This is a genomic window from Micromonospora sp. NPDC005710, assembly GCF_040630995.1.
GTDB lineage: Bacteria > Actinomycetota > Actinomycetes > Mycobacteriales > Micromonosporaceae > Micromonospora.
Genome location: NZ_JBEXYP010000016.1, coordinates 115,581 through 128,899 on the forward strand (window position 1 = coordinate 115,581; position 13,319 = coordinate 128,899).

A 13,319-nucleotide genomic window follows, 5' to 3' on the forward strand; every position below is an offset into this window, starting at 1 on the left:
GCAGTCGCGAACGAAAGGCGTACCCGGTGAGCGCGGCTACGGAGACGAGTGACCCGCAGGAGACGCGGGAGGAGACGACCTGGCAGACCCTGCGGCGGGGCCTGGCGCTCTCGCCCGAGCTACGGATCGGCCTGGCCGGCACGCTCGGCCTGGCGTTGGTCTACATGGTCGGTCGGGTGGCCGTGCCGGTCGCCGTTCAGCAGGGCATCGACGGGGGCCTCGTCGGCGGTCTGAACCTGAACGTGGTCTGGTCGGTGGTGGCGATCACCGCGGCGATCCTGACGGTCACCACGATCTGCGGTTACCTGATGATGCGCCGGCTGTTCACGGTCAGCGAGACGGCGTTGGCGAACGTCCGGACCCGGGCCTTCCGACACGTGCACGACCTGTCGATGTTGCACCAGCAGTCGGAGCGGCGGGGTTCGCTCGTCTCCCGGGTGACGAGTGACGTCGACCAGATCACCCAGTTCCTCCAGTGGGGTGGGGTGATCCTGCTCGTCAATCTCGGTCAGCTGGTGGTCACCACCGCCGTGATGCTGGCGTACTCCTGGCAGTTGACCCTTGTGGTGTTGGCCGCGTTCGCGCCGGCGGTGTTCGTCATCCGCCAGTTGCAACGCCGACTCGGCAGCGCGTACGCGACGGTGCGCCAACGCACCGGGACGCTGCTGGGCGCGATCGGCGAGAGTGTGGTGGGCGCGCCGGTGATCCGGGCGTACGGCATCGCGGGGCGCACCGAGCGGCGGCTGGACGAGGCGATCGACAGGCAGCGGCTCGCGCAGCAGCGGGCCATCCGGATCAGCATCGTGGGCAGTTCGGTCGGGGAGTTGGCGGCGGGGCTGGCGCTTGCCGGCGTGGTGGTGCTCGGCGTGCTGTTGGGGGTGGACGGCACGTTGTCCATCGGCCAGTTGACCGCGTTCCTCTTCCTGGTGACGCTCTTCATCCAGCCGGTGCAGATCGCCACCGAGGTGCTCAACGAGGCGCAGAACGCGATCGCCGGTTGGCGACGGGTGCTGGACGTGTTGGACGTCGCCCCGGACGTGGCCGACCCGGGGGAGCAGGGGCGGGAGCTGCCGGGCGGGCCGCTGGACATCCGGTTCGCCGGGGTGCGGTTCGCCTATCCGGGTGGCCCACCGGTGCTGCACGACATCGACCTGGAGATCCCGGCGAAGAGCCGGGTGGCGGTGGTCGGTGAGACTGGCAGCGGCAAGACCACCTTCGCCAAGTTGCTGACCCGGCTGATGGACCCGTCGGACGGGGCGGTGCTGCTGTCCGGGGTGCCGCTGACGGACGTCCGGTTCGGCTCGCTGCGTTCCCGGGTGGTGATGGTGCCGCAGGACGGGTTCCTCTTCGACGCCACAGTGGGGGACAATGTCCGGTTCGCCCGGCCGGAGCTGACCGACGAGCAGCTGAGTACCGCCTTCACTGAGCTGGGCCTGTCGGACTGGCTGGAGGGTCTGCCGGCCGGCCTGGACACCCCGGTCGGGGAGCGCGGTGAGGCGCTGAGCGTCGGGGAGCGTCAGCTCGTCGCGTTGGCCCGCGCGTACGTGGCCGACCCGGACCTGCTGGTGCTCGACGAGGCGACGAGCGCTGTCGACCCGGCCACGGAGGTGCGGTTGCAACGCACGCTCGACGCTGTCACCAGGGGTCGGACCACCCTCGCGATCGCGCACCGGTTGTCCACGGCGCAGGCCGCCGACGAGGTGATCGTGGTGGACCGGGGGCGGGTGGTGCAGCGCGGCTCGCACGACGAGCTGGTGCGGGACGCCGACTCGGTGTACGGCCTGCTCTACGCCTCCTGGCTGGAGCAGACCCGGTGAGGTGCGGCGGTGTGGTGGACGCCGAAGGGCAGGTGCTCTAGGCTCCGGGTTAGGTAAGCCTAACCTTTGAAGGAGGTCGCGCCCATGCGGCCCAACTCCGCCGAGATCGTCCGTACCCTCGTCGCCGGCCGCCTGCCCGGCCTCGTACACCTGGCCCACCGGCCGGGCCCGCACCACGCCCGGCACGTCACCGACCCGGACGGGCGGGTGCTGCTGCTGGTGCCGGTGGCCAGCCACCTGGCCGCCGCCCTGCAACCGGCGGCCGGGGGCAGCGACGTCGCGGTGGTCCTCGACGTGCTCGACCTGCCGCCCGCCGCCGGGGCGCCCGGCCTGGGCCGCGCCTGGGTGTCCGGCTGGGCGGCCGAGCTGCGCGGCGACGACGCCCGCCGGGCGGCCGTCGACTTCGCCACTGTGGAGCCGACCGGCGACCTGCTCGACCTGGGCACCCGGTTCCAGCTGTTCCGCTTCGAGGTGGTCGAGGTCCGCTGGGAGCGGGCCGGCGTCGTGCACCGGATCGACCCAGTGGAGTACGCCGGAGCCGAGCCGGACCCGGTGCACCCGGTCGAGGCCCGACTGCTCGCCGACCTCGCCGAGTGCCGGGGCGCCCAGGTGACCGACTATCTGCGCCGGCAGCTCGGGCTGACCGAGCAGACGCCGGGCGGCCCACCCCGGGTGGTGCGCATCGACCGCTACGGGCTGGTGGTCGCCCTCGGCCAACCCGGTGCCAGGCGCCGGATCCGGCTGGCCTTCCCCGGCCCGGTGGCCGACCCCGCCGAGCTGCCCCACCTGCTCCCGCCACTACAACCAACAGCCAAAGCCCACCCACCCCGCTAACCCACCCCGCCCCGGGCGCCCCCCGGCCCCGCCCCGCGCGCCCCCGACGATCTTGCACTTTCGGTTGTCGGTATGCGTGGTTCATCCCTTTGGCCGGGACAGAAAGTGCAAGATCGCGGGGGTGTGGCGGGTTCGCGGGGGTGTGGCGGTCTGGGCGGGGGTGTGGCGGTCTGGGTGGGGTGGTGCTGTTTCTCAGGTTGGTAGGGGGCCGGTCAGGTAACGCTGGATCGTGGGGCCGATCGCGGCCACCAGGGTTTCCGGGTCCGCCGAGGCGACCGGCTCGAGGCGTACCACGTGGCGCATCATGGCCAGGCCGATCATCTGGGTGGCCACCAGGGAGCCGCGTAGCGGTAGCTCGGCCGGTTCGACGTCAAGGTTCTCCAACACCCGGCGCAGCACCTGGGTGGTGACGAACTCCCGCAGCAGTCGCGCGGTCCACTCGTTGCTCACCGCGGAGCGCAGCAGCGCCTGCGCGGCGCTGCCGGCCGGGGAGTCCCAGACACCGAGGAAGACTCGCACCATCCGCTCACCGGCGCCGTCCCGGTCACCGGCGAGCACCTTCGGTACCAGTTGACCGGGGTCGACGGGGAAGTTCATGGCGGCCAGGAAGAGCTGGTCCTTGCTGCCGAAGTAGTGGTGCACGAGCGCCGGGTCCACCTCGGCCGTGCCGGCGATGGCCCGGATCGACGCGGCGTCGTAGCCACGGTCGGCGAACGCCGTCCGCGCCGCGTCGAGGATCGCCTCCCGGGTGCCCGGTTTGCCGGGTCGCCGGCCGGTTCGCCGCGTCATCGCCGCCCTTCGTTCGTCCACCGGCCCGTCGTGGGTCGGCCCGCCCCAGGCCGGGGTCGGCTGCCGCGCTGGCCGCCGCCCCCGTCGCGGGCGGTCAGCCGCTGCGTCGGCGCAGGGTGGCCGCCGCGAGCACCAGCGCCAGCACCACCGCGCCGAACACCACAGTGACATCCCGCCACATCCGGCCGGTCGGTTCGGCGTGAGCGCCGACCTCCTGCAACGCTTCGATGGCGTACGACAGGGGGAAGGCGTCGCTGAGCGCCTGGAGCCAGCCGGCCATCTGGTCGCGGGCCACAAACAGCCCGCAGAGCAGCAGTTGGGGGACCACCACGACTGGCAGGAACTGTACTGCCTGGAACTCGGTGCGCGCGAAGGCACTGCACAGCAGCCCGAGGGCGACACCGAGCACGGCGTCGAGTACGGCGATCCCGAGCACCAGCCCGATGCTGCCGGCAGTCTCCAGATCGAAGATCCAGTACGCCACGGCGGCGGCGACGGCGGCCTGCACGGCGGCCGCCAGCCCGAACGCGATGCCGTACCCGAAGAGCAGGTCGAGCTTGCCCAGCGGGGTGGTGAGCAGACGCTCCAGCGTGCCCGAGGTGCGTTCCCGCAGCATGGCGATGCTCGTCACCAGAAACATGATCACGAAGGGGAAGATGCCGAGCATCACCAGCGCGATCCGGTCGAAGGTGCTCGGTTGGCCGGGTGGGGTCGGCTGGTCGGCGTACATGAAGTAGACGAGGGTGAGCAGGACGGCCGGCACCACCACGAGCAGCGCGATGGTCCGCCGGTCGTGTCGGAGCTGGCGCAGGATGCGGCCGGTGGTGGCGGCGAGGATTCGCGGGTTCATGCTGTCTCCCGTGCGGCTGTCGCGTCGGTGCTGGTGGAGGCGGCCTCGCCGGCCCGGATGAGCCGCAGGAACGCCTCGTCGAGGTCGTCCACGCCGGCGGCGGTGCGGATCGCGGCCGGGCTGTCGTCGGCGATCAACCGCCCCTGGCGGATCAGCAGCAGTTGGTCGCAGCGCGCCGCCTCGTCCATCACGTGGCTGGACACCAGCAGGGTGGTGCCGGCGGCTGCCATCGCGTGGAACCGGGCCCACAGGTCGGCCCGCAGCACCGGGTCCTGACCGACTGTCGGCTCGTCGAGGATGACCAGCTCCGGCTCTCCGACCAGGGCGCAGGCCAGGGAGGCTCGGCTGCGTTGACCGCCGGAGAGCGTGCCGACGAGCTGACCGGCGGCTTCGGCGAGCCCGACGTCGCTGATCGCCCGGTCGGCCTCGACGCGCCCCCGCCCGTACAGGGCCGCGAAGTAGCGGGCGTTCTCCCGGACGGTCAGGTCGGCGTAGACGCTCGGCGCCTGGGTCAGGTAACCCACCCGGTGCCGCAGCGACGGGGTGCCGGCCGGTTGGCCGAGCACTGTGACCGTCCCGCCGCTGACCACTTGCACCCCGACCACCGCGCGCATGAACGTGGTCTTGCCACTGCCGCTGGGACCGAGCAGCCCGGTCACGGCGCCGCGCGGGACCCGGCAGCTGATGCCGTCCAGCACTCGCCGCCCACCCCGGTCGACGACCAGGTCTCGGACGGCTATCGCATCGTCCATCACACACCTCCATAAACTCATCACCTGTTGAACTCAACGCTAGGTGAAATACTGCGCCGCGCGCAACGCCCGCACCGTTGTCCAACTGTCGACCGTTGCGCGGAGCGCGAGAACGGGCAGTAGGCTCCGGACCGGACACGAAGTCCGCCAACGGGCATTGCGCGCTGATCGGACGTACGGCACGATGGCGCCGTGGGTCACGCTCCGTTACCGGATAGCGGTTTTCTTGAGGATTGGGCCGCGCGGTTGCGGCAGGCCGCCGAGCGGCCGGTCGTCGGCATCCTGTTGCGCGGCAGCCACGCCCGCCGTGCCGCCACCGCGCACAGCGACGTCGACCTCGACGTGTTGGTCGGCGGCGCACCGTATGCCGCCCGCCGGGCCTACCTGGCAGAGTCCGCAGGCCAGGTCACCCACGTCTCGGTGGCCGCCCGCGACGTCCGGTCCTGGGTGCACCGCCTCGGCGAACCGGCCGACTGGGCGTTCGGACTGCCGGTCACCGCGCCGGCACGGCTGCTCTGGGCCGACCCGCACTGGCGGCCCCGGATCGACCTGCCGGTGCTCTGTCAGCCCGCCGAGCCGCCCCGCCTGGAAGAGCTGATCGCCACGCTGGGTAAGGCCGCCGCCGCCCGCGCCGCAAGCGACCGCCTCGGGGTCCGGCTCGCCGTCGCCGACCTGGCGCGGCTCTGCCCCTCGGTGCTGCGGCCGGCCAACCCGTCAGTGCGGGTGCACTCCCGCCGGGCGGCCTTCGCCGCGGCCCTGGAGCTGCCGGTGGCCCCACCCGGCTACCGGACGGACATGCTGCTCTGCCTCGGGCTGCGCCCGGGCGCCACCGGGCAACTGTGGGCCGCCGCCGTCCGGCTGGTCGCCGGCACGCTGCCGCTGATCCGGCCGTACGCCGAAGAGATCGCCGACACGGCCGGCGCGGACCTGGCCGCCGCCCTCGTCGACGGTCGGCTGGACCGCTACGTCGCCCAGCTGGCCAGGCCGGCTGGGCCCCCGCTCCAGCCCCGACCCTCCGCACAGCCCTGGTTCTCGGGGCCTGCGCCGCAGCCCTGCCGGGAGCGGTCGGCGGTGCCCGCGCCGCGTGCGGGAGAATCGGCGACTGTGCCCGTACCTGACCCGCCGGTGACCGGCGTCCCCAGCGATCCCAACGAGCTGGCCGCGCCCGCGCCGACGCGCCCGTCCCGGCTCGACCCGGCCATCGCGGCCCAGCTGCGCCGCACCGCCGACGGTCTGGTCGCCGCCGTGGTGCGCGCACACGACTCCGGTGAGGTGCTGATGGTCGCCTGGATGGACGACGAGGCGCTGCACCGCACCCTCACCACCGGCCGGGCCACCTACTGGTCGCGCAGCCGACGCGAATACTGGGTCAAGGGCGCCACCTCCGGGCACCACCAGTACGTGCGGTCCGTCGCCCTGGACTGCGACGGAGACGCGCTGCTGGTGAGCGTCGACCAGGTCGGCGCGGCCTGCCACACCGGCCACCGGACGTGCTTCTTCACCGAGCTGCCCGTCACCGGGACGGAGGCACCGTGAGCGCGCGGCGTGCCACGCGGCGAGGCCCCGCAGTCGCTACCGAAAGGCGGGTCGGCTGATGACCGACGGCACCCTCAGCCCCGACCTGGGCACCTTCACCGAGCTGGCCGCCCAGTGGCGGGTGGTGCCGGTCACCCGGCGGCTGCTGGCCGACGCGGAGACCCCGGTCGGGGTCTACCGGAAGCTGGCCGGCGGGCCGGGCACGTTCCTGTTGGAGTCGGCCGAGCAGGGCGTCGGCTCGGCCGGCATGGCCTGGTCGCGGTACTCGTTCATCGGCGTACGCAGCAGCGCCACACTGATCGAACGCGACGGTGTGGCGACCTGGCTCGGTCAGCCGCCGGCCGGGCTGAGCGCCGAGGGTGACCCGGTGCGGATGCTGCGGGAGACGGTGGCGGCGCTGGCCGGCCCGGTCGGGGACCCCTCCGACGGTCTGCCGCCGTTGACCGGGGGCATGGTCGGCTACCTCGGCTACGACCTGATCCGGCGCTTCGAGCGGTTGCCCGAGCTGACCGAGGACGACCTGGGCGTCCCGGAACTGGGCATGATGCTCGCGACCGACCTGGTGGTGCTCGACCACTACGACGGCTCGGCGATCCTGGTCGCCAACGCGGTGCTGCCACCGTTGGACGCCCCGGACCGCGCCCCGCAGGTCGCCGCCGCCTACCACCACGCGGTGGGCCGGTTGGACGCGATGACCAGTGCGCTGTCCCGGCCCATCCCGCCGATGATCTCCACGGTCGAGCGTCCGCCGGCCGGCGACGTGCTCTGCCGGACGCCCGACGGCGGCTACCCGAAGGCGGTGGAGGCGGCCAAGGAGGCCATCCGGGCCGGTGAGTGCTTCCAGATCGTGTTGTCCCAGCGTTTCGAGCGGGCCACCCACGCCGACCCGCTGGACGTCTACCGGGTGCTGCGCACCAGCAATCCCAGCCCGTACATGTACCTGCTGCGTTTCGACGGGTTCGACATCGTCGGCTCGTCCCCGGAGGCGCACCTGAAGGTCACCGGGGTCGCGGACGGGCGGCGCCGGGCGTTGCTGCACCCGATCGCTGGCACCCGCCCGCGGGGCGGCACCCCCACCGCCGACGCCGCGCTCGCCGCCGAGCTGCTCGCCGATCCGAAGGAACGGGCCGAGCACGTGATGCTCGTCGACCTCGGCCGCAACGACCTGGGTCGGGTCTGTCAGCCCGGTAGCGTGGAGGTGCCCGAGTTCGCCACCATCGAGCGGTACAGCCACGTCATGCACATCGTCTCCACGGTCACCGGCACCCTGCGGGACGACCAGAGCGCCTTCGACGCGCTGGCCGCGACCTTTCCGGCCGGCACGCTCTCCGGGGCGCCCAAGGTGCGCGCCATGGAGATCATCGAGGAGTTGGAGCCGGTCCGTCGTGGCCTCTACGGCGGGACGGTCGGCTACTTCGGCTTCGGCGGCGACCTGGACATGGCGATCGCCATCCGGACCGCGCTGATCCGGGACGGACGCGCCTACGTGCAGGCCGGAGCGGGGGTGGTCGCCGACTCGGACCCGGCCGCCGAGGATCAGGAGACGCGGAACAAGGCGGCGGCCGTGCTGGCGGCGATAGCGGCCGCCGAAACTCTCCGGCCGGCCCGTTGAGCGGGGAGCGGTCCGTCGTGGGCCGGCGGGCGTTGACGTACGCCGTGCTGCTCTGCCTGGCCGGCGCGGGCCTGGCGCTGTGGGCGGCGACGCGGAGTTGGTCGGTCGAGCTGACGGTACGTCCGGCGCCGCTACCGCCGGTGCGTGACGCCCGCAGCGGTGCGGGTCTGCTGCCCTGGCTGCCGGCGTTGGCCCTGGTGACCCTGGCCGGGGGTGGCGCGGTGCTGGCCACCCGGGGCGGCCTGCGACGGGCGCTCGGCGTGCTGCTCGGCCTGCTGGGCCTGGCCGTGGCGGCCGGCGGCGGGTACGGGCTGGTGGCCGACGTGGGCGGTGCGGTGAGCCGGCAGTGGCCGGCGCTCTGCCTGCTCGGTGGCCTGCTGGCCGCCGTGGGGGGCTGGTGGACGGCGGTGCGGGGCGGTGACTGGCCGGCGATGGGCGCGCGGTACGAGCGTCCGGGGCGGACCGCTCCGGACGCCGCGTCGGCGCAGAGCGACCCGGCCGGGTCGCCGACGCCGCTGGCGGGTCGGCGGACCACCGAGGCGTGGGACGCGCTGGACCGGGGCGAGGACCCGACAGCCGACTGAGGCGGTGGCCGTCAGGCCCGTACCGAGGCGGTGGTCGCGGCGGTCAGTTCGGCGACCAGGCGGTTCAGCTCGGCGCGTTGGTCGGCGCGGGCCCGGTCGGCGCAGACCGCCTCCCAGGCGTTGCCCCGTGCCGTCCGCATCCGGCCCTCGCCCACCACTGCGCGTTCCACGCTGTGCACCACTCCGACGGCGAGCGACGCCACCGTCCGCGAAATGGTGGTCAGTCCGATGGTGGTGTGCGGCTCGGAAATGCTCACGGTCACCTCGCACGAGGAGTTGCTGCGGTCGGGGCAGGCGCGTCATCGAGTCTGCCCGAGGACGATGCTCGCCGGTCGACGTTTCGCCGCGGTGACCGCCCGGTCAACTGTCCCGTCCCGGCCATGACCAGGGACCGTCCGTTCGGCCTTGACCTTGCTCACAGCATCGATCGGCGTCGTTGTCGCGGAGCGCGGACCGGAAACTGGTGGCATGATCGATGGATCGGCCCGGTCTGACCGCGGCCGCCAGGTTCCCCACCGCGTGACGGTGGTCGATACCGGAGGTGGCGCTGCGTGACAACCCGTTCACGGCAAGTCGGCCATTATGCCGCAGCCCTTTTCGTGAGCAGCGCCATACCCCCGGCATTCGGCGTCGGTCGGCTGCCCCTAGCATCGGCCCATGACGCCCGGAGAGGGGAGTCCGTTCGTGACTGCTGAGCATGCGCACGCGGAGGGGGACGAGGCCGGCCAGGCAGCGTCCGTAAGCGTGCTCGACGAGATCCTGGCTGGCGTACGTGAAGACGTCGCCCGCCGTCAGGAGCAGGTTCCGCTGGAGCGGATCCGTGAACTGGCGGCGGCAGCGCCGCCGCCCATGGATGCGTACGCGGCGCTGCGCAAGCCCGGCGTGGCCGTGATCGCCGAGGTGAAGCGTTCGTCGCCGTCCAAGGGCCGGCTGGCCGAGATCGCCGATCCGGCCGACCTCGCCGTCGACTACGCCGCCGGTGGGGCGCGGGCGATCAGCGTGCTGACCGAGGGGCGCTGGTTCGGCGGGTCGCTGGACGACCTGGCGGCCGTCCGTGCCGCGGTCACCGTGCCGGTGCTGCGCAAGGACTTCGTGGTCTCCAGCTACCAGATCCACGAGGCCCGCGCGCACGGCGCCGACCTGGTGCTGCTGATCGTCGCCGCCCTCGAGCAGAACGCCCTGATGGGCCTGCTGGAGCGGATCGAGTCGTTGGGCATGACCGCTCTGGTCGAGGTCCATGACGAGGAAGAGGCCGACCGTGCACTGGAGGCCGGCGCGCAGGTGATCGGGGTCAACGCCCGTGACCTGCGTACCCTGGAGGTCGACCGGTCGGTGTTCGAGCGGATCGCGCCCGGCCTGCCCAGCAGCGTCGTCAAGATCGCCGAGTCTGGTGTTCGTGGTCCGCACGACCTGATCCGGTACGCCTCCGCGGGCGCCGACGCGGTCCTCGTGGGCGAGGGCCTGGTCACCCAGAAGAGCCCTCGCGAGGCGGTCGCCGAGTTGGTCAACGCCGGCAACCACCCGGCAACGCCCCGACCGGTGCGCTGACCCCGTGCCGGTCTGACGTTCCAGCGAGAGGATTCCCGATGAGCGCCGACGCGCTGGCCCCGGTGGCCGGCCCGCAGCCCGACTCCGCCGGCCACTTCGGCCGCTTCGGCGGTCGGTTCGTTCCCGAGGCCCTGGTGGCCGCGCTGGACGAGCTGGACGGGGCGTGGCGTACGGCGATGGAGGACGAGTCCTTCCGGGCCGAGTTCGGCGCGCTGCTGCGCGACTACGCCGGCACGCCTTCGCTGCTCTACGAGGCCCGGCGGTTCTCCGCGAAGATCGGCGCGCGGGTGCTGCTCAAGCGCGAGGATCTCAACCACACCGGTGCGCACAAGGTGCGCAACGTGCTCGGCCAGGCGCTGCTCACCAAGCGGATGGGCAAGACCCGGGTCATCGCGGAGACCGGGGCCGGCCAGCACGGTGTCGCCACCGCGACCGCCGCCGCCCTGTTCGACCTGGAGTGCGTGGTCTACATGGGCCAGGTCGACACCGAGCGGCAGGCGCTCAACGTGGCCCGGATGCGGATGCTCGGCGCGACGGTCGTCCCGGTCACCAACGGTTCGCGGACCCTCAAGGACGCGATGAACGAGGCGATGCGCGACTGGGTGGCGAACGTCGACGAGACGCACTACCTGATCGGCACTGCGGCGGGCCCGCACCCGTTCCCGGCGATGGTGCGCGACTTCGTCAGGGGCATCGGTGACGAGGCCCGTCAGCAGTGCCTCGACCTCACCGGAGGGCTGCCGGACGCCGTCACCGCCTGCGTCGGCGGCGGCTCCAACGCGCTCGGCATCTTCCACGCGTTCGTGGGCGACGAGGCGGTGCGGCTGTACGGCTTCGAGGCCGGCGGCGACGGGGTGGCCACCGGCCGGCACGCGGCGAGCATCACCGGCGGGTCCGCCGGGGTGCTGCACGGCACCCGCACCTTCGTGCTCCAGGACGCCGACGGGCAGACCCTGGAGTCGCACTCGATCTCCGCCGGCCTGGACTACCCCGGCGTCGGGCCCGAGCACGCGTGGCTGCACGACACCGGCCGGGCGAACTACCTGCCGGTCACCGACGACGAGGCGATGGCTGCCTTCGAGTTGCTGTGCCGCACCGAGGGCATCATCCCGGCGATCGAGAGCGCGCACGCGCTCGCCGGCACCGTCGCGCTGGCCCCGAAGCTCGCCGCGGAGCTGGGTCGGGAGCCCACCATCGTGGTCAACCTCTCCGGGCGGGGCGACAAGGACGTGCACACCGCCGGCGACTACTTCGGCATCCTCGACAAGGAGCGGTGAGATGAGCCGGATCGGGGTGGCCTTCGACAAGGCCCGCGCCGACGGACGGGCACTGCTGGTCGGCTGCATGCCGGCCGGTTTCCCCACCGTCGAGGGCAGCATCGCCGCGATGACCGCCATGGTCGAGGCCGGCGTCGACGTGATCGAGGTGGAGATCCCCTACTCCGACCCGGTGATGGACGGGCCGGTGATCCAGCGGGCCAGTGACATCGCGCTGGCCGGGGGCGTACGCACCGCCGACACGATGCGCATCATCGAGGCGGTGGCGGCCACCGGCGCTCCGGTGGTGACCATGACCTACTGGAACCCGGTCGAGCGGTACGGCGTGGACGTCTTCGCCCGTGACCTCGCCTCCGCCGGTGGCACCGGCCTGATCACCCCGGACCTCATCCCCGACGAGGCCGACGAGTGGCTTGCCGCTTCGGACGCGCACGGGCTGGACCGCACGTTCCTGGTCTCGCCGTCGTCCACCGACGCCCGGCTGGCGATGACCGTGCAGCACTGCCGCGGCTTCGTCTACGCGACCGCCGTGATGGGGGTGACCGGCGCCCGGGCGCGTACCTCCGACGCCGCCCCGACGCTCGTCTCCCGGGCCCGCTCGGTCACCGACCTGCCGATCGGTGTCGGCCTTGGTGTGGGCACCGGCGCGCAGGCCGGCACCGTGGCCGGTTACGCCGACGGGGTGATCGTGGGGAGCGCGCTGGTCCGGTGTGTGCTCGACGCACCGACCGAGGCCGACGGGCTCGCCGCCCTGCGCACGCTCAGCGCCGAACTCGCCGAGGGCGTCCGCAACCCCACCCGCTGACCGCCGCGGCCGTCGAGCGGCCGATGTGGAAGGCCTTCGCCTTTCGAGCTTGATGCCTGTGAGTCATCTTGATGACTCACAGGCATCAAGCTGTATCGCGGGACCGCCGCCGAGTGCTGGCCTGCCGGGTGGCGGTGCGGTGGCGGATGGACGGCGACCGGGCCGCCGGCTGGCCGTTGGCGGGCGGCGTCGCACTGCTGGCTGCCGGTCGAGGGCGGACCGGTGCCGCAGGATGTGCGCCTGGCCGGCCGTTCGCCGGACTGCGCCGGCGTGCTCACTGTCGCAGCGGCGGGCCCGCCGCTGCTTCGCCGCGTTGTTCCGGTGGCTGCCCCGCGCCGGCCCACCGAGCGCGAGCCGCGCCGGGCGTGTGGCGGGCGTCGCGGAGGACTCCTGAGAGACCGGCGAGCGCGTCGGTGACGGCGGCCAGGGTGAGTGGGGTGACCGCGTCGGGCAGCGCGTCGGGGGAGTGCCAGGACAACCGGCAACCCGGCAGTGGGTCGCCGGTCGGGCTGTTGTCGGCCGCGCGGGCCCGAAACACGTGCACGAGGACGTCCGGCAGCGGTCCGGCGCGTCCGGCCGCTGTCACCCCCGTGGGCCCGGTCAGGTGATAGACGCCGACCAGGTCGATCAGCTCGATGTCCCAGCCGGTCTCCGCGCGGATGTCCCGCAGGGCAGCCTGCACCGGGCTCTCGGTCGGGCGCAGCCGCCCGCCGGGCAACGCGTAGCGACGCGCACCCCGGCCCTGCCGGCAGAGCAGCACCCGACCGGTGTCGTCGGTGACGACCGCGGCGACCGCCCAGGTGAGCGCGCTCATGGACAAAGAGCCTACGGCGGTGCAAACCAGAAGTCACCGGGATGCGCGCAGCAGCGGCCCGGGGTGCCGCTGCGGGGGTGTGCAGCGGTAGCGTGTGCACC

13 protein-coding genes and 1 pseudogene are annotated in these 13,319 nt (G+C 73.0%); 9 read left to right on the forward strand and 5 right to left on the reverse strand.

The window, feature by feature from the left end; translation table 11 throughout:
* Positions 1-26 precede the first annotated feature (26 nt).
* Positions 27-1,817: an ABC transporter ATP-binding protein gene (locus ABZ406_RS21950; RefSeq protein WP_357764660.1), complete on the forward strand. Its 1,791-nt coding sequence runs from the start codon at positions 27-29 to the stop codon at positions 1,815-1,817.
* Between the two features lie 84 nt (positions 1,818-1,901).
* Positions 1,902-2,651, forward strand: coding sequence for a DUF2470 domain-containing protein (locus ABZ406_RS21955; RefSeq protein WP_357764514.1), 750 nt, complete (start codon positions 1,902-1,904; stop codon positions 2,649-2,651).
* Positions 2,652-2,843: 192 nt separating this feature from the next.
* On the opposite strand, the gene ABZ406_RS21960 is transcribed toward ABZ406_RS21955, so the two are convergent.
* From ABZ406_RS21960 to ABZ406_RS21970, 3 genes are all read right to left on the reverse strand, one after another.
* The gene (locus ABZ406_RS21960; RefSeq protein ID WP_357764517.1) at positions 2,844-3,440 is read right to left on the reverse strand and encodes a TetR family transcriptional regulator; all 597 of its coding nucleotides are present in this window, start codon (positions 3,438-3,440) and stop codon (positions 2,844-2,846) included.
* A 94-nt stretch (positions 3,441-3,534) separates the two neighbouring features.
* Positions 3,535-4,290: an ABC transporter permease gene (locus ABZ406_RS21965; RefSeq protein WP_357764520.1), complete on the reverse strand. Its 756-nt coding sequence runs from the start codon at positions 4,288-4,290 to the stop codon at positions 3,535-3,537.
* Entirely contained in the window at positions 4,287-5,042 is a 756-nt protein-coding gene (locus tag ABZ406_RS21970; RefSeq protein WP_357764523.1) for an ABC transporter ATP-binding protein, read from the reverse strand. Before ABZ406_RS21970 ends, ABZ406_RS21965 begins: the two co-directional genes overlap by 4 nt.
* A gap of 555 nt (positions 5,043-5,597) precedes the next feature.
* On the opposite strand from ABZ406_RS21970, the pseudogene ABZ406_RS21975 reads away from it, so the two are divergent.
* The 4 genes and pseudogenes from ABZ406_RS21975 to ABZ406_RS21990 form a co-directional block, all read left to right on the forward strand.
* Positions 5,598-5,921 (forward strand): annotated as a pseudogene (locus tag ABZ406_RS21975) (phosphoribosyl-AMP cyclohydrolase); the annotation flags it as partial.
* A gap of 225 nt (positions 5,922-6,146) precedes the next feature.
* The gene (hisI, locus tag ABZ406_RS21980; protein WP_357764662.1) at positions 6,147-6,578 is read left to right on the forward strand and encodes a phosphoribosyl-AMP cyclohydrolase; all 432 of its coding nucleotides are present in this window, start codon (positions 6,147-6,149) and stop codon (positions 6,576-6,578) included.
* 58 nt (positions 6,579-6,636) lie between these two features.
* Complete coding sequence (locus tag ABZ406_RS21985; RefSeq protein ID WP_357764526.1) at positions 6,637-8,190, forward strand: anthranilate synthase component I; 1,554 nt, start codon at positions 6,637-6,639, stop codon at positions 8,188-8,190.
* Between the two features lie 17 nt (positions 8,191-8,207).
* Positions 8,208-8,774 carry a Trp biosynthesis-associated membrane protein gene (locus ABZ406_RS21990; RefSeq protein WP_357764529.1) on the forward strand — a complete coding sequence of 189 codons (567 nt, stop codon included), beginning with the start codon at positions 8,208-8,210 and terminating at the stop codon, positions 8,772-8,774.
* Positions 8,775-8,785: 11 nt separating this feature from the next.
* Here the strand turns inward: ABZ406_RS21990 and ABZ406_RS21995 are convergent, their stop codons facing one another.
* Positions 8,786-9,031 carry a hypothetical protein gene (locus ABZ406_RS21995; protein ID WP_357764531.1) on the reverse strand — a complete coding sequence of 82 codons (246 nt, stop codon included), beginning with the start codon at positions 9,029-9,031 and terminating at the stop codon, positions 8,786-8,788.
* A 487-nt stretch (positions 9,032-9,518) separates the two neighbouring features.
* Here ABZ406_RS21995 and trpC point away from each other — a divergent pair, with 487 nt between their 5' ends.
* Genes trpC through trpA form a run of 3 tightly spaced genes read left to right on the forward strand, consistent with a single transcriptional unit; the run spans position 9,519 to position 12,404 of the window.
* The gene (gene trpC, locus ABZ406_RS22000; protein WP_357764665.1) at positions 9,519-10,322 is read left to right on the forward strand and encodes an indole-3-glycerol phosphate synthase TrpC; all 804 of its coding nucleotides are present in this window, start codon (positions 9,519-9,521) and stop codon (positions 10,320-10,322) included.
* Positions 10,323-10,360: 38 nt separating this feature from the next.
* A complete protein-coding gene (gene trpB, locus ABZ406_RS22005) occupies positions 10,361-11,599 on the forward strand; it encodes a tryptophan synthase subunit beta (RefSeq protein ID WP_357764534.1) in 1,239 nt (412 codons plus the stop codon).
* 1 nt (position 11,600) lies between these two features.
* Positions 11,601-12,404, forward strand: coding sequence for a tryptophan synthase subunit alpha (gene trpA, locus ABZ406_RS22010; protein WP_357764537.1), 804 nt, complete (start codon positions 11,601-11,603; stop codon positions 12,402-12,404).
* Between the two features lie 274 nt (positions 12,405-12,678).
* Here trpA and ABZ406_RS22015 read toward each other — a convergent pair whose 3' ends face one another.
* Positions 12,679-13,218, reverse strand: a complete 540-nt coding sequence (locus ABZ406_RS22015; RefSeq protein ID WP_357764540.1) for an NUDIX domain-containing protein — start codon at positions 13,216-13,218, stop codon at positions 12,679-12,681.
* Positions 13,219-13,319: the final 101 nt, after the last annotated feature.

Coding starts and splice junctions, on each gene's coding strand:
- ABZ406_RS21955 (WP_357764514.1), top strand. CDS start 1,902: ATGCGGCCCAACTCCGCCGAGATCGTCCGTACCCTCGTCGCCGGCCGC.
- ABZ406_RS21960 (WP_357764517.1), bottom strand. CDS start 3,440: ATGACGCGGCGAACCGGCCGGCGACCCGGCAAACCGGGCACCCGGGAG.
- ABZ406_RS21965 (WP_357764520.1), bottom strand. CDS start 4,290: ATGAACCCGCGAATCCTCGCCGCCACCACCGGCCGCATCCTGCGCCAG.
- ABZ406_RS21970 (WP_357764523.1), bottom strand. CDS start 5,042: ATGGACGATGCGATAGCCGTCCGAGACCTGGTCGTCGACCGGGGTGGG.
- ABZ406_RS21985 (WP_357764526.1), top strand. CDS start 6,637: ATGACCGACGGCACCCTCAGCCCCGACCTGGGCACCTTCACCGAGCTG.
- trpB (WP_357764534.1), top strand. CDS start 10,361: ATGAGCGCCGACGCGCTGGCCCCGGTGGCCGGCCCGCAGCCCGACTCC.
- trpA (WP_357764537.1), top strand. CDS start 11,601: ATGAGCCGGATCGGGGTGGCCTTCGACAAGGCCCGCGCCGACGGACGG.
- ABZ406_RS22015 (WP_357764540.1), bottom strand. CDS start 13,218: ATGAGCGCGCTCACCTGGGCGGTCGCCGCGGTCGTCACCGACGACACC.